The 18,938-nt window shown below is 68.2% G+C and carries 15 protein-coding genes and 1 pseudogene; 5 read left to right on the forward strand and 11 right to left on the reverse strand.

Features of this window, described 5'->3' with window-relative positions; genetic code table 11:
• Nucleotides 1-570: 570 nt before the first annotated feature.
• Together LGI35_RS03255 and LGI35_RS03260 are read right to left on the reverse strand one after the other, a co-directional pair.
• A complete protein-coding gene (locus tag LGI35_RS03255; protein ID WP_227292146.1) occupies nucleotides 571-1,242 on the reverse strand; it encodes a class I SAM-dependent methyltransferase in 672 nt (223 codons plus the stop codon).
• Nucleotides 1,243-1,279: 37 nt separating this feature from the next.
• A complete protein-coding gene (locus LGI35_RS03260; protein ID WP_227292148.1) occupies nucleotides 1,280-2,482 on the reverse strand; it encodes an IS256 family transposase in 1,203 nt (400 codons plus the stop codon).
• A 269-nt stretch (nucleotides 2,483-2,751) separates the two neighbouring features.
• On the opposite strand from LGI35_RS03260, the gene LGI35_RS03265 reads away from it, so the two are divergent.
• The 3 genes from LGI35_RS03265 to LGI35_RS03275 all read left to right on the forward strand — a co-directional run bounded on the left by LGI35_RS03265 (nucleotide 2,752) and on the right by LGI35_RS03275 (nucleotide 6,511).
• Nucleotides 2,752-3,573 (forward strand): maleylpyruvate isomerase family mycothiol-dependent enzyme, encoded by an 822-nt coding sequence (locus LGI35_RS03265; protein ID WP_227292150.1) that lies wholly within the window; start codon nucleotides 2,752-2,754, stop codon nucleotides 3,571-3,573.
• 56 nt (nucleotides 3,574-3,629) lie between these two features.
• Nucleotides 3,630-3,821 (forward strand): hypothetical protein, encoded by a 192-nt coding sequence (locus tag LGI35_RS03270; RefSeq protein WP_227292152.1) that lies wholly within the window; start codon nucleotides 3,630-3,632, stop codon nucleotides 3,819-3,821.
• A gap of 329 nt (nucleotides 3,822-4,150) precedes the next feature.
• Nucleotides 4,151-6,511: a GH92 family glycosyl hydrolase gene (locus LGI35_RS03275; protein ID WP_227292154.1), complete on the forward strand. Its 2,361-nt coding sequence runs from the start codon at nucleotides 4,151-4,153 to the stop codon at nucleotides 6,509-6,511.
• A 566-nt stretch (nucleotides 6,512-7,077) separates the two neighbouring features.
• Here LGI35_RS03275 and LGI35_RS03280 read toward each other — a convergent pair.
• The 4 genes from LGI35_RS03280 to LGI35_RS03295 all read right to left on the reverse strand — a co-directional run bounded on the left by LGI35_RS03280 (nucleotide 7,078) and on the right by LGI35_RS03295 (nucleotide 12,477).
• Complete coding sequence (locus LGI35_RS03280; protein ID WP_227292156.1) at nucleotides 7,078-9,132, reverse strand: beta-galactosidase; 2,055 nt, start codon at nucleotides 9,130-9,132, stop codon at nucleotides 7,078-7,080.
• Nucleotides 9,133-9,174: 42 nt separating this feature from the next.
• Nucleotides 9,175-10,515: an ABC transporter substrate-binding protein gene (locus tag LGI35_RS03285; RefSeq protein WP_227292166.1), complete on the reverse strand. Its 1,341-nt coding sequence runs from the start codon at nucleotides 10,513-10,515 to the stop codon at nucleotides 9,175-9,177.
• A 76-nt stretch (nucleotides 10,516-10,591) separates the two neighbouring features.
• On the reverse strand, nucleotides 10,592-11,545 hold the full coding sequence (locus tag LGI35_RS03290) for a carbohydrate ABC transporter permease (protein WP_227292168.1): 954 nt from the start codon (nucleotides 11,543-11,545) through the stop codon (nucleotides 10,592-10,594).
• Nucleotides 11,546-11,550: 5 nt separating this feature from the next.
• Entirely contained in the window at nucleotides 11,551-12,477 is a 927-nt protein-coding gene (locus LGI35_RS03295) for a carbohydrate ABC transporter permease (RefSeq protein WP_227292171.1), read from the reverse strand.
• 298 nt (nucleotides 12,478-12,775) lie between these two features.
• Between LGI35_RS03295 and LGI35_RS03300 the strand changes: the two genes are divergently transcribed.
• Nucleotides 12,776-13,765 carry a LacI family DNA-binding transcriptional regulator gene (locus LGI35_RS03300; protein WP_227300185.1) on the forward strand — a complete coding sequence of 330 codons (990 nt, stop codon included), beginning with the start codon at nucleotides 12,776-12,778 and terminating at the stop codon, nucleotides 13,763-13,765.
• A gap of 346 nt (nucleotides 13,766-14,111) precedes the next feature.
• Here LGI35_RS03300 and LGI35_RS03305 read toward each other — a convergent pair whose 3' ends face one another.
• The gene (locus LGI35_RS03305) at nucleotides 14,112-15,098 is read right to left on the reverse strand and encodes a helix-turn-helix transcriptional regulator (protein WP_227292173.1); all 987 of its coding nucleotides are present in this window, start codon (nucleotides 15,096-15,098) and stop codon (nucleotides 14,112-14,114) included.
• A 93-nt stretch (nucleotides 15,099-15,191) separates the two neighbouring features.
• Here LGI35_RS03305 and LGI35_RS03310 point away from each other — a divergent pair, with 93 nt between their 5' ends.
• Nucleotides 15,192-15,590, forward strand: a complete 399-nt coding sequence (locus LGI35_RS03310) for a VOC family protein (RefSeq protein WP_227292175.1) — start codon at nucleotides 15,192-15,194, stop codon at nucleotides 15,588-15,590.
• Nucleotides 15,591-15,758: 168 nt separating this feature from the next.
• Here LGI35_RS03310 and LGI35_RS03315 read toward each other — a convergent pair.
• The 4 genes and pseudogenes from LGI35_RS03315 to LGI35_RS03330 all read right to left on the reverse strand — a co-directional run.
• Nucleotides 15,759-16,181: pseudogene (locus LGI35_RS03315) on the reverse strand (subtype B tannase); the annotation flags it as partial.
• Nucleotides 16,182-16,549: 368 nt separating this feature from the next.
• Complete coding sequence (locus tag LGI35_RS03320; protein ID WP_227292177.1) at nucleotides 16,550-16,978, reverse strand: hypothetical protein; 429 nt, start codon at nucleotides 16,976-16,978, stop codon at nucleotides 16,550-16,552.
• Between the two features lie 552 nt (nucleotides 16,979-17,530).
• The gene (locus tag LGI35_RS03325; RefSeq protein WP_227292178.1) at nucleotides 17,531-17,857 is read right to left on the reverse strand and encodes a hypothetical protein; all 327 of its coding nucleotides are present in this window, start codon (nucleotides 17,855-17,857) and stop codon (nucleotides 17,531-17,533) included.
• Nucleotides 17,858-18,604: 747 nt separating this feature from the next.
• The gene (locus LGI35_RS03330; protein WP_227292179.1) at nucleotides 18,605-18,922 is read right to left on the reverse strand and encodes an acetolactate synthase small subunit; all 318 of its coding nucleotides are present in this window, start codon (nucleotides 18,920-18,922) and stop codon (nucleotides 18,605-18,607) included.
• Nucleotides 18,923-18,938: the final 16 nt, after the last annotated feature.

Raw genomic sequence — 18,938 nt, forward strand, 5'->3', positions numbered from 1 at the left:
TGGCGCTGCGATCTGTGCGCCAGGGCCGATCCTAGGTCTCGTACCGGCGCCCACGAGAGCAGACGCGCCGCCCTCGGCAAGCAGTCGACGCCGCTCGATCCGTGCCGCCCCCGATGTGGCGCGCCTCGGGGACGGTGCACACCCAGACCTGCACGTGTGTCCGTTTCAACCTACCGTCCCGCCGTCGTCGCGTCCGGGCCGCTGGTCGCGACCTCCGGCCAGGTTCCCCTCCGTAGACCGGTTCGCCCTCAGCGGTCCTTCACCACGATGCACTCCCCCGCACTCCGCGTGCTGGTGGCGAATCCGCTGCCGGTTGGTTCAATCGAGGCTGTCAGCTACGCCGTGGGCGTCAACCGCGGCCTGGAAGCAGGACCGCGTGGAACAGTCGGCGATAGGGGACTCGGCGCCCGCGATCTCCGGAAGCTCGCGAACGCGACCCTCTACCAGAACCGGACGGGCTGTCAGGCTTGTCGGCGGTGTTCAGCCACTTCAATTGTGGTGCCTAGACGATCACCACCTATTTCCCCGAGTAATTGTCAATACCTGTGGGTGCGTTGTCCGGCCACAGCGTCAGTGGGTAGGGGTCTGGTGACGTGGGGCCGGTTTGCGGGCCAGGATCTGAAGGCCCGCTGATGTGTTGCCGTTCATGGTGGTCACGGTGGTTCGTCGGGTGTCGATGGTCTCGAAACCGGCGAGCAGGGAGGTGAACCAGCCCCTCGGGTGGTGGCGGCACACGGCGCCGTCGCCGGTCTCGAACACCCCGTAGGTGCCGTAGGACTCGGCGAACCTCGCGTAGCGGTCGCGGTTGCGCTGGCTGTCTTGTAGCGGCAGGTCGCTGAGGTAGAGCAGTGCGCCGGGCTTGAGCACGCGGTGCAGCTCGCCGATCAGCAGCCGCTGTGCGTCGTCGCTCGGGATGCAGGTCAGCACCGCAAAGAGCACGACCACGTCGATGCTCGCGTCCGGGCAGGCCACTGTCGGCGGCGTGTCCAGCACCGCGAAGCGCATCGTGGGGTGCAGGCTGCGAGCCCGGGCGATCATCCCCGGTGAGGGGTCGACCCCAGAGAGATTGTCGAAGCCCTGCTGGTGAAGCGCGTCCAGGATTCGGCCGTAGCCGCAGCCGTAGTCGAGGATCGCGGCGCTTCGTTCGACGTTGTCCAGCCACGGTGTGTGCAGCGGGTGCGTGAATCGCTTCGTGGTCGCGGCGGCGTCCCAGTAAGCGGTCTGGCTGTCGAGGTCGGACACGGCGGATGCCTCCCATGGGCGTTTCGGGGAAAGATGGTCACGCTGCCACGGCCTCGGGGCGTTCGACGAGGTGGCCGCGTTCGAAGCGGGCTCCGGCGCGGACGAGGGCGACGAGGTGGGGTGCGTTGACCGCCCTCCAGCGCGCCTGGGCGGACTCGACGAGCTTGAAGACCATGGCAAGCGCGGCGGCCGCGCTGCCGGCGCCCTTGGTGACCTTGGTCCTCAGCCGCACCGTCGCGAAGGTCGATTCGATGGGATTCGTCGTGCGCAGGTGAACCCAGTGCTCGGCCGGGAAGTCGTAGAACGCCAGCAGTTCGTCGACATCGTCGGTGATCTTCTTGACGGCCTTGGGCCACTTCGCGCCGTAGGTCTTCTCGAATGCGGCGACGGCTTTGACCGCGTGCTCGCGGTCCTCGGCGTTGTAGACGTCCTGCAGCGCCTTTCGCGCGCTGGACTGGGCCGACGTCGGGATCGTGTTGAGCACATTGGCTGTTTTGTGAACCCAGCACCGTTGATGGCGGGCCTCGGGGAACACCTCGGCCAGGTCCTTCCAGAAGCCCAATGCTCCGTCGCCGACCGCGAGGACAGGAGCTCGCATCCCGCGCCGTGCGCAATCACGCAGCAGATCGGCCCAGGACTCGGCGGACTCGCGGTAGCCGCCGGCCATCGCGATCAGCTCCTTGGTGCCGTCCGCGCGCACGCCCATGACGACCAGCACGCAGGACTTCGCCTCGGCCAGGCGGATCCGAAGGTGGATGCTGTCGGCCCACACGTAGACGTAGTCCCTAGCCGACAGGTCGCGCTCGCCGAATGCCTTGTGATCGGCCTGCCACTGCGTCGTCAGCCGGGTGACCGTGGCGGGCGAGAGGCCGGCGGAGGAGCCGAGGAACTGCTCCAGAGCAGGCACGAAGTCCCCCGATGACAGGCCGTGCAGGTAAAGCAGGGGCAGCACCTCGCTGATCTTCGGGGACTTTCGGGCCCAGGGCGGCAGAATCGCCGAGGAGAACCGCTTGCCCTCCCCGGTGGACCCGTCGACGCGCTTGTCATTGACCCGCGGGGCCTGGACCTCGATCGCCCCGACCGCGGTCGTGACCTTCCGCGGCTGGCGGAAGCCGTTGCGCACGACCAGACGCCGCCCGGGCTCGTCCCGCTGATCAGCCAGTTCGGCTATATAGGTGTTGACTTCGGCTTCCAGCGCGGCGACCAGCATCCGCCAGGTTGGCCCACTGGTCTTGAGCATTGCTCTTTTTCCCCTCTGCCCTGGGTTCTCCGAACCAAGGGCCAGCGCCTTCGTCGTCCATGTGCCCCACAGGGAAAAGAATTACGCCTGTGCGAGCACAGCACTCAAGGAGCCGTCCCCTTCGGGACTCTCCCCCAGCTCCGATTGCCGGTCCCGCTACAACTCGAGCCAGAGCCGCACAGTGCTCCGGGGCTACGGTGCGCCAGGTGATCCGTGAGAGTCTGCGGGCGGACTACCGGGTGCGGGGACGCAGATGAGGACGGGACGGCATGGAACCATTGGCAGGGCCGGACGTGCGGAGCGCGATGCCCGAGGGGCTCGGTGCGGCCATACGAGGTACGGCCGAGGAGATAGCCGCCTTGTTGCGCGCGGGCGCCGACATGGGCCTTCGGGTGCCGGGGTCGCAGTGGAGCGTCGGGGAGGCGGCCGCGCATCTGGCGCTGGCCAACGAACTGATGGCGGACATCGCGGCGGGACGCGCGCGCAGTTACGGAGACGGCACACCGCAGAGTCTTGCCTCGGCCAATGAACAGGCGCTCGCCGCGTTCAGTGAGCGGGAGGCCGAGCCGCTGGCCGGGATGATCGTAGAGCAGGCCGCCGCGTGTCTGAGGGCGCTGGAGGAGCGGCGTACGGAGGGATCCGTGGTCAGCCCGCTGGGTCCCATGGGACCGGATGTGCTCGGCTCGTATCTGCTCACGCACATGCTGGGACACGGATACGATCTCGCCCGCGCGCTGAGACGTGCGCACATGATCGACCGAGAGAGGGTGCGGCTCACGCTGCCCTTCATGCTGACGGCGATGCCACGGGTGACCGACAAGTCCGGAACCGCCGGACTGAGCGTCTCCTACGCGATCCGCCTGTGGGGTGGCGGCCGGTTCGACGTGCGGGTGGCCGAGGGCGCGGTGTCGGTCGGCGAGCAACTGCCGGGGCGCGCGGACTGCACCATCCTCATCGAGCCGGTCACCTTCCTCCTCATGGCGCTCGGGCGCCGCGGCCAGTGGGGCGCCCTCGCTCAGGGCCGCATCCTGGTCAGGGGGCGCAAGCCCTGGCTCGCTCCGCGCTTTCCCGCTCTCTTCAAGGCACCCTGACCACGATGGGCCGCGGGGTCGAGGCCTGACTGCGGCGCTGGCGCAAGTCTCCGGTGATGCCTTCCGGGCAGCGGCAGCGGCGCGAGCGCAACTCGCCGAGGATCCCCTCGGGGCTGGGGCTGTGGCAGGCGTTCAGCTCGGTGCGTTCGGTGTTGCCGTGCGACCACGCCCTCGGGCTGGGCGGCACGTTGCTGTTCCACCTGCGCGACCACCCGAAGACGGGCTCCCACGCGCGTGTCCGACTGTGAACAGCTGGTGCGGCAGGCCGAGCACACGGCCCCGGACGCCAGACACAGTCGCGGGCCGGCTCCAACTCCTCACCCCGCGCTGACGGTCACTCGCGCCTGCCTGCGCAAACGGCCCACCCATGACACTGCTGCCGCCCCGGCCAGCCGGGGGGGGCTCAACCGCACCACTCCCCCAGAACCGGCACGCCCACAAGAGGCCACGCAGGCAAGGACAAGGGCCCCTCCTCCACCCAACCGGCTGCGGAGGACGATGGATTGACGGAACGACACCGGAAGGGCAAAGATCGACAGGCATTCTTTTGACAACGTTGTCGCACGAGAGGATCACGATGAGAGCGCTGAAACGCGTATTCACCACCTTGTTGATCGTCACCACCATGGCCGCGGCTTCCGCAACCTCCGGCGTCGCGAACGCCAAGGAGCAGGCGCCGAAGTTCGCTGATGACCCCACCACGCTGGTCGACACGTCGATCGGCAACAACGGCGACGGGACCACGTTCCCGGGCGCGGCCGCTCCGTTCGGCATGGTGCAGCTGAGTCCTGACACGCAGCTGAACAAGTACGCCTCGTACGACTACGCGCAGGACACGATCCTCGGCTTCAGTCACACACACCTCTCGGGCGTCGGCTGCCAGACCATGGGCAACATCCGGTTCATGCCGACCACCGGTGCGGTCACTTCGTCCGACCCGGCGCGGAACGGTGCGAAGTTCAGCCATGACAACGAGACCCGCGCGCCCGGCTACTACGGTGTGAAGTTCGACAACGGCATCAAGGCCGAGCTCTCCGCCACGCAGCGGACCGGCCAGCACCGTTACACCTACCCCGCCGGATCAGGCTCCGAGAACGTGCTCATCGAGGCCGGCGAGAGCAACGGCAGCACCTACGCCGGCGACATCAAGGTGGTCGGCGACGACACCGTGGAAGGCTGGGTCCAGGGCGGCAACTTCTGTGGCGAGACCGGCAAGGAGCGCTACCGGGTCTACTTCAGCGCCAAGTTCGACCGGACGTTCTCGAAGTTCGGCACCTGGACCGACGGCACCCTCACGCCGAACCAGCGTGAGGCATCGCGCGGCACCAAGCGCGCCGGTGCCTGGCTGACGTTCGACCCGGCCAAGGGCGGCCAGGTCGGCACGTCGGTGGGCCTCTCCTACACCTCGATCGACGGCGCGCGCCTCAACCGCACGACCGAGCAGCCCAAGTCGTTCGACAAGGCCCGCGCCGGCGCGCACGACGCCTGGCGCAGCGAGCTGAACCGGATGCGCGTCGCCGGCGGCAGCACCGCCGACCAGCGCACGTACTACAGCGCGCTCTACCACTCGCTGCTGCACCCGTCGATCGGTTCCGACGTCGACAACCGCTACCGCGGCTTCGACGACAAGGTGCACCGGGCGGATTCCACGTACTACCAGATGTTCTCGCTCTGGGACACCTACCGCTCGCAGAACCAGCTGGTGGCCCTGCTCAACCCGGACAAGGCCACCGACATGGCCAAGTCCCTGCTGCACATCTCCCAGGACGGTGGCTGGCTGCCGCGCTGGGGGCTCGGCAACGGTGAGACCAACGTGATGAGCGGCGATCCCATCACCCCGTGGATCGTCGACATCTACCAGCGTGGGCTGCTCGACAAGCACACCTCGCGCCAGCTCTTCGACGCCCTGTGGAAGAACGCCGACGAGGTCCCCGCCGACCAGTCGATCTTCCGTGGCCGTGACGGCAATCCGTCGTACGTCAAGAACGGCTGGGTCGGGTACCAGAACCTGCCCGGCTACCTGTACGGCGACAGCCGCCAGTCGGGCTCGGCCACGCTCGAGTACGCACTCGGCGACTGTGGCTTGTCCACGATGGCCGACGACCTGGGCTACCAGGACAAGGCCGCGACGCTCGCCTCGCGTTGCGACAACTTCGCCAAGCTGTGGGACCCGAACGTCACGTCGCAGGGTTTCTCAGGGTTCCCCGTCGCGAAGAACGAGGACGGCACCGTCGCCGGCGATCCCGACCCCACTCAGTCCGGCGCGTTCCACGAGGGCACCGCCTGGCAGTACCAGTGGCTCGCCCAGCAGGACCCGCAGACCCTCTTCGGCCTCATGGGCGGCCAGGCGGCTGCGGAGCAGCGGCTGGACAAGTTCTTCGACATGCCGACCGTCCTCACCGACCCGGCGAAGGCCGCTTCGGAATCGTGGGTGCGCGGCGCGTACGACTACCACAACAACTTCGCCTTCAACCCCAACAACGAGCCCGACTTCCACACTCCGTGGATGTACTCGTGGACCGGCGCCCCGTGGAAGACGTCCGCGGTGCTGCGTGCGATGCGGACACTCTTCACCGACGATGTGTACGGGATGCCTGGCAACGACGACCTCGGCGCCACGTCGTCGTTGCTGGTCTTCGCCATGGCCGGCGTGTTTGAGGCACAGCCCGGCTCCGCCAACTACATCGTCACTGCGCCCATGTTCGATAAGGTCGAGATCCGGCCCGAACACGGACGCAAGATCAACATCGAGGCGCCGGGTGCCGACGCGTCGAAGCTCCAGTACATATCCTCCGTGAACACGGGCAAGGGCACGTTGAAGCAGAGCTGGCTCTCCCACAAGGATCTGCTCCGCTCCGGCACGATCAAGATCGGTCTTTCCGACAAGCCCTCGACCTGGGGCGTCAACACCGCCCCGCCCGCCATCGGCCAGAACTGACATGGTCGGCTGCGGCCCCTCCCAACAGGGGCCGCACTGCGGCCGCCCGCTGTGCAGTCCTTTCCAGGGAACCGACGAACGCTCGGTTCTCGAACTCGCCCTCCACGTGGCACCAGCGCACCGCGAGGGAGCTGCCGAGACATGGTCGAGCGGCTTGACGGGCTGGCTCTACGCGGCCCGGAACCGGCCGGGAGCAGAGGTGGTCGGCACCCGCCGCGCTCGGGCCGCGCGCCGCAAGCGGAAGCCTACCCAGGCAGTTCCGTGCGCTCCCCCACTCGTACGCCCCGCCGGTCCCCGCGCTGTGCGGCACAACGAGGCCCGCTACGCCGGATGCCCCGCGCGGCCACGTCGTCCGCGAACGTGAGCGCGTCGGGGACCGGCCGGGAGCCGGGCGGTCCGTGAGTGGCGATCCGGGCCCGCCGTGTGAGCGTGAACTGGTCGCCTCCCACTGCCTAGTTGCCTTCGTTCGGCCCTTCACCCTGTTCCTGACTCACGGCCGCTCTGGTCGGCGACCGGATGTCGCCGACCAGACAGCCGCCCCAGGCGCGGAGGAGCGGAAGCGTGGGTCAGACGGTCGTGGGTGTGCGCAGCACCGTGACGTCTCGCGGGGGGAGCAGCAGTTCTCCCCCGGCGTCCCGCTCGGCTTCGCCCGCCAGGAGGTCCCCTCTGAGGCCGGGCAGCGGCACGGGTTCGTCCGTCCGGTTGACGAGGAACAGGTAGCGGCTCCCGGCGTCGCGCCGGACGGCCAGCTCGACACGTCCTCTGGCAGGTTCGGGAAGTTCGCTCTCCACGCCTGCTGTGGCGAGGAGTTCGGGCAGCAGTGTGGTGAGGCCGTCGGTCCCGAGGCGGGTGGAGACGTACGTCGCCGAGCCCTGGCACACCGTCCGTCGGGTGACGGCGGGGCGGTGCGCGTAGGTGCCGGTGCGGTAACTGGCGAGGACCTCCACGTCGGGGCCGCCGACGGTGATCCGGTCGGTCCACAGGCTGCCGGTGGTCGAGTTGTCGAGGTCGACGGTGTCGCCGTCCAGCAGAGGGCCGAACTCCTCGATGCGTATGCCCAGCAGTTCGCGGAGGGCGCCCGGGTAGCCGCCCAGCCAGACGTGGTCGTTCTCGTCGACGACACCGGAGAAATACGTGGTGACGAGGTGGCCGCCGGTCTCGACGTAGCGCGTGAGCTCCTTGGCGAGGGGCGCCGGAACCACATGCAGGACAGGCGCGATCAGCAGGTCGTACGTGCCGAGGTCGGCCTCCGGCGTGACGACGTCGGCCCGGATACCGAGGGCGAGCATGGCGGAGTACCAGTCGAGGCCCTCCTGGCGGTAGTCGAGACGGGAGGTGGGGTGCGAGTCCTGTTCGCTCGCCCACCACGAGTCCCAGTCGAAGAGGATGCCGACCCGGGCCGGCTCGCGCGCGGCGCCCGCGAGGGGGGCCAGCGATGCCAACGTCCGCCCAAGTTCGGTAACCGCGCGGAACACCTCACTGTCGGGACCGGCGTGCGGGACCATCGCCGAGTGGTACTTCTCGGCCCCGGCGGCCGACTGGCGCCACTGGAAGAAGCACACGGCGTCGGCGCCGTGCGCGACGTGCAGCAGTGAGTCGCGCGCCAACTCCCCCGGCTTCTTGGCGAGGTTGACCGGCTGCCAGTTGACGGCACTGGTGGAGTGCTCCATGAGGAACCACGGCCGGTGCCCGGCGACACCACTGGTGAGGTTCGCGGAGAACGACAGCTCGTCACGGTCCTGAGAACCAGGTTGTGTGTAGTGGTCGTTGGAGACGAAGTCGACCTCGGCCGCCCAGTCGCCGTAGTTCATGCCCTTGGTGCCGCCCATCACCATGAAATTGCTGGTGACCGGGGTGTCCGGGGTGATCTCGCGCAGCACGTCCCGCTCCGCGCACAAGTGGTCCTTGAGCGCGTCGGACGAGAACCGCTTGAAGTCCAGCTGCTGGGTGGGGTTGGGGTGCGACGCCGCCAGGCGTGGCGGCAGGATCTGCTCCCAGGCGCTGTAGCGCTGCGACCAGAAGGCCGTGCCCCAGGCGTGGTTGAGGGCGTCGAGGGTGGTGTAGCGCCGGCGGAGCCACGTGCGGAAGGCGCGGGCCGCGTCATCGGAGTAGTCGTAGATGTTGTGGCAGCCCAGCTCGTTGTTGACATGCCATGCCACCAGCGCGGGGTGGGTCGCGTAGCGTGTCGCCATTTCGCGTACGAGGCGCAGTGCATGGGCGCGGAAGACGGGCGAGGTGGGTCGCCAGTGCTGACGCGCCCCCGGCCACACCGTCTCACCGGACGCGGTCACCGGCAGGATCTCCGGGTGTGCGGTGGTGAGCCAGGGCGGCGGGGACGCGGTGGCGGTGGCCAGGTCGACGCCGATGCCGCCCGCGTGCAGGAGGTCCATGAGCTCGTCGAGCCATGCGAAGTCCCAGGTGTCCTCGGCAGGTTGGAGGTGCGCCCAGGAGAAGATCGCCAGGGAGACGGTGTTCACGCCGGCCTCGCGCATCAGCCGGACGTCCTCCTCCCACACCTCGCGCGGCCACTGCTCGGGGTTGTAGTCGGCGCCGTACACGAGGTGTGGGATGCCGTCGCTGCCCGGTGCGTACGGGAAGCGGGACGGACGAGGGGCGGTCATGCGGGTCCTTCCGTGGAGCGGGTGCGGCGAGCGGGACGGGTGCTACTTCTGGACGGTGAAGCCCTGCTCCGTGCCGTACTTGACGGAGGCGTCCTGCCACGCGGTGAGGCCCTGCGACAGCTTCGTTCCGGAGATGTACGCCTTGCCGACGGTGTCGTTGAAGATCGAGTTGGCGTACACCTGGTAGGGCAGGTACTTCCAGTCGGCGGGGACGTTCTTGGCGGACTCGGCGAAGATCTGGTTGGCCTTCTGGCCGCCGAAGTACGGGAACTCGGTGTTCTGGAACGCCGGAGAGTTCAGGTCCTCGGTCGTGGCGGGGAACGCGCCGTTCTTGATGCGGGTCTGCACGCCCGCGCCGGAGTTCGCGTACTCGACGAAGGCGTAGGCGAGTTCCTTGTTCTTGCCGAGCTGAGGCAGGGCGAGCGAGCTGCCGCCGTTCTCGGCGCTGCTGTTCGCGCCCTTCGTCCACTGGGGCATCGGGGCGGCGCGCCAGTCACCGGCGGCACTCTTCACACCTGACGCGAAGTTGGCAGGCATCCATGCGCCGGTGGGCAGGGTGGCGATGGTGCCGTCGCCGAGGCCCTTGTACCAGTCGTCGCTCCAGCCGACGACGGGCGCGACGAGCTTCTCGTCTATGAGCTTCTGCCATGTCTCGGTGTACTTCTTCGCCCCGGCGTCGGTGAAGTCGATGCCGACCTTGGTGCCGTCGACCTTGTACGGGTGCGAACCCGCCTGCCACAGAAGGCTCGTGGTCAGGCCGGCGTCGCCCAGGTCGCTGGTGATGTACGCCTTCGGGTCGGCCTTGTGGAGCTTGCGGGCGGCCTCCACGTACTCGTCCCACGTCGTCGGCACAGCGATCTTGTACTTGTCGAAGACCCTCTTGTTGTAGAAGAGCGCCATCGGGCCCGAGTCCATCGGCAGGCCGTAGATCCCGTTCCCGGACTTCACGGAGTTCCAGGGCCCGGGCGAGTAGGAGCCGGCGAGCTTACCGGCGCCGTAGGGCTTCAGGTCGGTGACGGACTTGGTCAGGGCGTACTGGCTGAGCGCGTAGTACTCGAGCTGCGCGACGTCCGGGACGCCCTTCTTCGCGGAGATGGCGTTCTGCAGGGCCTTGTACTGGTCGTTGTTGGTGCCGGCGTTGACCAGTTTGATGTCGACCTTCGGATACTTCTTCTCGAAGTCGGCGGCGACCTGCTTGAGGGTGGGCTCCCATGCCCACACCGTGACGGTGCCGCCCTTTTTCAGAGCCGCCCGGAGGTCGGCCGAGGAGACCTGCTTCCCACTGGAGCTGTCATCGTCGGAACCGCCGCAGGCGGTCGCCCCGAGGACGAGGGCGCAGAGAATTCCGGTGCCGCGCAGCAGGCGGCGGGTGTGCTTGGGCATGGCGATGTGTCCACTTCTACGTGGTCCTACGGAGGGATTTCTCAGAGGTGATGCGGGAACTGCCCTACAGCGGCGGCTACTCCTTGACGCTTCCGGCGGCGAGACCGGACTGCCAGTACTTCTGGAGCAGCAGGAAGGCCGCGACCAGCGGCACGATGGTGAGCAGCGACCCGGTGACGACCAGGTTGAAGACGGCGTCGCCGCCCGCCGTGGACGCCTGCTTGTTCCAGCTGTCGAGGCCGAGGGTGAGCGGGTACCAGTCGGGGTCCTTCAGCATGATCAGCGGGAGGAAGTAGTTGTTCCAGGTGGCGACCGTGGTGAAGAGGAGGACGGTGACCGTGCCGGGTGCGAGGAGCGGCAGCGCGACCTGGAAGAAGGTCCGCAGCTCGCCCGCGCCGTCGATGCGGGCGGCCTCCATGAGTTCGGTGGGGATCGCCTCGCCGGCGAACACCCACATCAAGTAGAGACCGAACGGCGAGATGAGCGAGGGGATGATGACCGCCCACGGGGTGTCGGTCAGGCCCATCTTGCTGAACATCAGGAAGGTCGGGACGGCGAGGGCGGTGCCCGGTACGGCCACGGCACCGATGACGACCGCGAACACGGCACGCTTTCCGGGGAAGTCGAACTTGGCCAGCGCGTAACCGCCGAGGACCGCCAGAAGGGTGGCACCCCCCGCGCCCGCCAGCACGTAGAGCAGAGTGTTGAGGAGCCAGCGGAGGAAGACGCCGTCGTGGTACGTCAGCGTCTGGCTGATGTTGTCCCACAGGGCGAAGTCCCCGTCGAACCAGAGGCCGAAGGACCGGGCGAGGCCGTTCTGGGTCTTGGTGGCGCTGATGAGCAGCCACACCAGTGGGAGGAGGCTGTAGATCAGGACGACGGCGGTGAGCACCGTCAGCAGGACACTGCGCTTGGGGCGCCCTGGTGTGGGGAGGCGGCGGGTGGTGCGCAGGCGCGGGGCACTCGTCTTCAGCGGCGCGGGCCCGGACGCGGTGGTGGTCGCCGCAGTCAGCTCTGTCAGCTCCGTCATCGGGGTCACGCTCCCTTGCGCATGCCGCGCAGCTGGACGACGTAGGCGACGACCATCGTGATCACGCCCATGACGATGGCGACGGTCGCGGAGTAGTTGTGCTGTTGGCCGGAGAAGGACAGCGAGTACGTGTAGTAGTTCGGGGTGTAGTCGGTGGTGATGTCGTTGGGCGCGAGCTTCTGGAGAATCGCGGGCTCGTTGAACAGCTGGAAGCTGCCGATGATCGAGAAGATCGTGGCGATGACGAGGGCGCCGCGTATCGCCGGCAGCTTGATCGCCGATATGACGCGCCACTGGCCCGCGCCGTCGATCTCGGCCGCCTCGTAGAGGGAGTGCGGGACGACGCGCAGCGCGGAGTAGAAGATCAGCATGTTGTAACCGACGAACTCCCAGGTGACGATGTTGCCGATCGACGCGAGGATCAGACCGGACGAGAGCGGGTCGGGCAGCGAGATGCCGAACGCGTCGTTGATGTCGCCGACGAGGCCGAAGCGGGTGCCGTACATGAACCCCCACATCAGGGAGGCGACGACGGCCGGCACGGCGTACGGCAGGAAGACGGATATCCGGAAGAAGTCCTTGCCGTACAGGCGTCCGCTGTCCAGGGCGAGCGCGACGAGCAGGGCGATGCCCAGCATGACCGGCACCTGGACGAGCAGGAACAGGCCGACGCGTGCCACGCCGCCCCAGAACTGACTGTCCTGCAACGCCTGTTGGTAGTTGTCGAGGCCCACGAAGTGGGTCCCGCCGATGAGCTGGGTCCGGAAGAGACTCAGGTAGACGGAGTAGGCGAGGGGGGCCAGGAACACCAGGGCGAACACCACCGCGAACGGGCCGATGAAGCCCCAGCCGGTCCAGGACCGGCGTTGCCGTCTCGCCGACGGCTGTGCCGGGCGCCGCCGAGCGGCCGCCGACGGGTGAAGCGTCGTCATGTTGTTCCTCGCTCGTCCATCGCGAAACCGGCGCCGTGCGCCGCGCAGGGTCGAGATGTTTGCGTAAACATGACGCACGGCACGAGACCGCGGAGTGTTATGTTTGCGTAAACATCGGGTGGCGGAATGTCTACACTGCCCCCATGGCGACGGTCAAGAGCCGGCCCGTACGACGCGGTGGGAGAGGGCAACGGTGACACCAGAGGACAGCACCTCGCCGCAGGGCGTGGCGGAATCCGGGGCAAGGACGACGGACCGGTCTGCCCGCAGGTCTTCCCGCAGGAAGCAGAGCGTGTCCATGGCGGACGTCGCCCGCGTCGCCGGAGTCTCGTCGCAGACCGTGTCCCGCGTCTCGAACGGCTTTCCCGGCGTGAACGAGGAGACCCGGGAGCAGGTGCTCGCCGCCATGAAGGAGCTCGGCTACCGCCCCAACAGCGCCGCACGCGCCCTCAAACGCGGCGAGTTCCGCACCATCGGCGTCATCACGTTCACGCTCTCCACGACGGGCAACATCCGCACCCTGGAAGCCATCGCCACCTCGGCGGCGCAAGAGGGGTACGCCGTCACCCTGCTCCCCGTCGCCGTGCCCACGCAGGACGAGGTCCGCGGCGCCTTCTCCCGGCTCGGGGAACTCGCCGTCGACGCCGTCATCGTCATCATGGAGGTCCACCTCCTCGACGCGGCCCGCCTGCCCCTGCCGCCGCACGTCAACGTCGTAGTGGCGGACTCGGACGCCGGCGACCGCTACACCGTCGTCGACACCGACCAGGCGGGCGGCTCACGCGACGCCGTGGAACACCTGCTCGGCCTCGGCCACCGCACGGTGTGGCACCTCGCGGGACCCGCGGAGTCGTACGCCGCACAGCGCAGGACCGACGCCTGGCGCGCGGCACTGACCGACGCGAGACGCGAGACGCCGCCGCTCGTACGCGGCGACTGGTCGGCGGATTCCGGCTACCGCGCCGGCCTCCGACTCGCCGAACAGGACGACTGCACAGCCGTGTTCGTCGCCAACGATCAAATGGCCCTCGGCCTGCTGAGGGCACTTCAGGAGCGCGGCCGCAAGGTGCCGGACGACGTGTCCGTCATCGGCTTCGACGACATCCCGGAGTCCGGCTCGTTCCTGCCGCCCCTGACCACCGTCCACCAGGACTTCGCCGAGGTGGGACGTCTCTGCGTGGAAGGGGTGTTGCGGCAGGTCCGCCAGAGCGAGACCGAGCGCGGCACCACACTCGTGCCCACACGACTCGTGGTGAGGCAGAGCACGGCGCCACCGCCCGTCAGGTAGCGGCGGGGCACACCTCAACTCGCCGAGGAGAGACGCCGCCCAGGCTGTCGCGGGATCCCCCACCCCGCTCGCGGTCTCGCCGGTGATGAGATCCCTGACTCGACCTGCCGACCACCACCTCTGGTACGTCCCTCGGGTCTCCGGCACGGGAGGGTGGCCGGAGCCCGAGGCGGGGTGAGCGCGATGGTCGGCCGCCCTTCGTTCACGAGACGGATCTGCACAACTACCATGCCGATCAACAGACATGAGGTCCGACCGTGTCGCGGCGAGGCGCGGCTCGCCAGTCGTGAACGGACCCGTCCCGCAGTCGGTTGACCGACAGGTACCCGCCCTCTCGGACCTGCTGTCAGGCTTGACGGGCGTAGGACGAGAGACGGTCGGCGAGAGTGATGACGAGGTCGCGAAGTTCATCGGGGCGCTCGATGACGAACGGCCGGTCAAGCGAGGCGAGCACCGGCGGCAACCACTCGAGGGTTTCCACCCGGAGCTCGACTCGCAGCCAACGCTCGGCACCCGGATCCACGCGTGCCGTGGGCACAGTCTCCTGCACGCTCGCGACGGCGGCCGGAAGGCGGGCGCGGATCTGATCGAGCGTCCCGTGGATCCGCAGGGCCACCGCGTACCGGTACTCAGCCGTGGCGAACCCGGACAACACGCGCTGCGCCGGATCAAGCCCGTCGGGGACCTCGAACGAGCCGGGAAGGGTCCTCGCGACCGCGATGCGATCGAGCCGGAACGTCCGGTCCTCCCCGATCTCGGGGTCCGCGCCCGTGACGTACCACCGGCCCGAATGGGCGACGATCCCGTAGGCGTGGAGCGGGCGTTCGCTGCGTCGGCCGTCGCGGTCGGTGTATCTGATCGAGAGCGGTCGTCGGTGGCGTACCGCATCGGCGACGGTGAGCAGGACCTCGGCGTCCGGGGTTGCGAACTGGCCGGGCGAAGCGGTGAACGCGAGGGATTCCAGGACCGTGTCGAGCCTGCGGGCCAAGCGCTCGGGAAGCACCCTGCGGATCTTGGCCGCTGCCGTCTCGCTCGCCGTGTCCGCCGTCGTCAGCCCGCCTCGGCGGCCGGCGACCAGGCCGAGCAGGACGGCGAGAGCCTCGTCGTCGCTGAGCATGAGCGGAGGCAAGCGGTATCCGGCGGCGAGCCGGTATCCGCCGTAGCGGCCCCGCACCGCCTCCACCGGCACGTCGAGGTCGTTCAGCTGGTCCACATACCGCCGCACGGTCCGCCCGTCGACGCCGAGCCGGTCGGCGAGTTCGGCCACCGTCCGGACGCCGCCCGACTGCAGCAGTTCCAGGAGAGTCAGCACACGCACGGTAGGTCGGGACATGGTTCAGAACCTAGCGCGAATACTGGGCCGATTCTGTCCTCTATTCGTCCTAGCCTGCGTAGGACAGCGGCTCCACCAACCTGGGAGAACACCATGGACTTCGTCTCGATCCGCATCATCACCAGCGACGTCGCACGCCTCGTCGAGTTCTACGAGAAGGCCACAGGGGTACCGGCGACCTGGGCCACCGAGGACTTCGCCGAACTCAAGACCCCCAGCGCCACCCTCGCGATCGCCGGCACCCGCACCGTCCCACTGTTCGCTCCCGGTTCCGCCCGTCCTGCGGACAACCACAGCGTGATCATCGAGTTCCTCGTCGACGACGTGGACCGCGTGCACGAGAACCTGACCGGCCTTGGCACCGACTTCGTCAACGAGCCCACCACGATGCCCTGGGGCAACCGCGCGCTGCTCTTCCGCGACCCCGACGGCAACCTCGTCAACTTCTTCACCCCGGTCACCCCGGCCGCCATCGAGAAGTTCGCTCGCTGAGCCGGACACAGATGCCAGCGGGCCTGCAAGCCGCGACACCGGCCCGCCGAGCGCGCACGCCGCTGCCGAGACCGGGACATCGCGTCGCTGACGTGACTCCCCTTCTCGTGACACCGCCCATGGCCGCGAGCGTGCAACTCCCCGGCGGGCCGCCCCGCGGCCGAGTGGCTACTTCGCCCTGCGCCCCGTCACCTTGGCGATCCACCTGATGAAGTCGGCGGCGTCGATGTTCGCGCCGTGGCCCTCGTCCCAGTAGTAGCGGTGGTTGACCTTGTCGCCCAGGTTGTCCAGCGCCGCGGTGAGGTTGGCGGAGACGGTGAGCGAGGTGTCGCTGTCCTTGGTGCCGAGGCGGATCCACCAGTGCCTGGCGCGGCCCGGGTTCTTCTTCTCGAGGTGGTACATCGGGTTCATCAGGTCGAGCTTCTCGGGGATGTCGCTCTCAAGCCGCGTGCCGGTGACACCTGTTGTGTCGTTCTTGAGGCTGTACTCCGTGAAGTGGCGGGACTGGGTGGCGCCCGCGCCGAACTCGTTGTTCTCCCCCGCCGACAGGTCGAAGGCATCGAAGGCCGGGGCGGACTTCTTGCGGGCGCCATCTTCGCCACCCCGGGCGACAAGGCGCAGGTACTCGTCCCGGTGCCGGGCTCGGTCACGATCCTGCTGGTACTGCTTCAGTTCGGCGCAGCCGAAGTTTCCGCGTGACTGATCTGGCCCGTCTGGGCAGCAGTCCTCGTTTCGCTGCTGGCCACCGCGAGCCTCGTCACACAACGTCTGCGCTGGCGATGGCTGCTTTCGACGAATCACAAGAAATGAGGACCTGCTCGGCGCACGCCTGGCCAACGCAAAGGCCCCATGTGCAACACGTGGCCGCACCCGATACTGCGAGACTCGCGCCTACTGCGACGAGTTGAGCGTCGACGAACTCATCGGCAACTTCTTTCCGGCAACCGGCCGTCCACTGGTCAGGCAGAGTCCTCCTCGGGGACCGGAAGCGGCTGCCGCCAGGGCGTGGATGTGTCGATCTCCGGTGCCTTTTCGCTGATGGCCTGTGCCGTGTTCGTGGCGTCCGCGTGTGTGGGAACAGAGACGCCGAGGAGGCTGAAGGGGGAAGAGGCAGATGTCCGCAGTTCGACACACACCACAGGCCTGCCGGACCGTATGGCCACGAAATCCATCCCGGCTTGGTTGCTGCGCGTGCCGATGCACCAGGTGTCTGGAATCCATACGCCTTTGTGTGGGACTCCGCGCAAGGCTCGCCACCAGTCGGGTTCGACCGTCACCCGGCTCACTGCGGTCAGCGGCGCGCGTACATTGCCGTGGCGTGCGACTGCCTTTTCCCGCCATGAGAGATGCACGACCAAGTCGTCGCCATCAACGAGAATCCGTGCCATCGTTCGAATCCGCCTTCCCATCCGGGGAGCGGGTGGCCGCTGGATGCCGCGCGGGCATTGCCCCTCGTAGCCCCAGAGGCCGAGGGGATACGCAGCCGCGCCGGCCCAGTCGAGAAGGCGCCCGCCGCGATCACCGCAGGCCGCCAATGAGTAGGACTGGGTTGAGCGGTTGATCTCAGGGACGGCCTTCCTCACCGGAATCTGCGTACGCCGCCGGGCGGCTCTCTGCCTCGTCGCCCTTCACGTGCACCCCGAGTACCCAGCCTTCATACCGCCAACCACTACTCAGACAGTGCCAACGATTCACCCTGCCGCACTGCAGACCTGGCCAAGGGCCGCATGTCGCGGCCGGGCGTGGGCGGAGTGGTCCTGCAGTTCGCCCTGGGCAGGAACTGGGAGGGCACCGGGAGGGAACAGGAACGGCTTGAGAACTTCGAAGGAAACGCGGTCCCGCCGCAACCCGCGCCCGGACAGCCGGTGGGTCCCGCCCCTCCGAACGGGCGGGACCCACCGGTCCTCATTTGGTTCTTCGTTTCGGTCCGCGCTCGGGCCTCAGCCCCAGGCTCCGAGGGTGAACTCGGCGATGACCCCCGAGAGCAGGAACGAAGCAGTGATCGCGACGAGCCCGACCGGGACGATCTTCCAGCCGATGCGGCGCAGCAACGGGAGGTCCTTGCCCAGGGAGAGCCCCGCGAGGGTCAGCATGATCGTGGCGATGGAGAGGAAGTCCACCGAACCGACCAGGCGATTCAGGGCATCGGATGCGAAGAACCAGGGGCTGGAGACGTACGCGCCCACCGTGGTGATCCACACGATGGCGGAGATCTTCCGGCTGACCTTGGCCAGGAGCAGGCCGAGGAGCACGAGGGCCAGCAGCACCGCGTATCCGCCGACGATGTCCCAGCTCCCTTCTTGGATGCGACGAAGGCGGTGCCGAGGCCGAGCACCGTCAGTGCACCGAGCGAGAGCCAGAGCGGGAGCTTGATCTCGCCCGAGGACGCCGCGACGTCCTCCCGGAAGGCGCGGTCGCAGCGGCGGCGCGCTCCTCGTCCTCGCGGGCGGAGGCGAGCTGGTCGGGAGCCTCTGACGCGGCCGGCATCTTCGCGGCCGCTTTGTCCGAGCGGCGGCGGGTGAGGAAGCGGTAGGACCGCTCGGCCAGGGGCAGTGCCCCGCGCTTAGCAGCAACGACTCGCCGCCGCCGTGCTCCTCGGCCGGAGTGCCGATGGCCTTCAGCGTGATGCCCAGTTCGTCGTCGTGCGGGGCCAGCGCCAGCGCGGCGGCCACCGAGGCGCCGGCGATGAGGTTGTGCCCGCGAGCATGGCCTTTCTCGGGCAGCGCGTCGTACTCGAGGCAGAGCCCGAGACGGTCAGCTCACCACTGCCCACAGTCGCGGTGAACGCGGTGGGAAGCCCGCCGGTCGCCCGCTCGATGTCGAAGCCTCCCTCGGCGAGCGGCGCGGTGGTCGCCGCACAGGCTTCCTACTCCTCGAAGGAGACTTCGGGACGGGGTGTGCAGGCAACGCGACAGCGAGTACACGCGTACCTGCCAGCCCGCGACGCCATCGGATGTGGCTGTCTTGAAGCGGCTTTCACAGTCGCCTGAATTGTGTGTGGTCACGGATGCCTCCTATTGACATGCTCCTTGCCCTGAAGGGCGAGGATTCTGTCCTTCTCCGCCGGTTGCCGTGACGAACACCTCCCGCCGAGTGTGCGACCTTTCGTCGGAGAGGTGTACGACCTTGACGACGTCGGGCGAACGGTTCAGGAACTTGACGAGCCGGTCCAGCCTGATCTCGTCCGCCGTGTCGACCTCGACGGTGATCCTGCGCAGCCCGTCGACGGGTGCTGCGACGTCCATGGTGACCACGTCGAACTGGCGCTGCGCCATGATCGACGCGACCCGGGTGATCGCCAAGGGCATGGCGACGACGTCGATACGCAGCACGGCGCCCAGTTGGTGT

This window comes from Streptomyces longhuiensis, from assembly GCF_020616555.1.
GTDB classification, from domain to species: domain Bacteria; phylum Actinomycetota; class Actinomycetes; order Streptomycetales; family Streptomycetaceae; genus Streptomyces; species Streptomyces longhuiensis.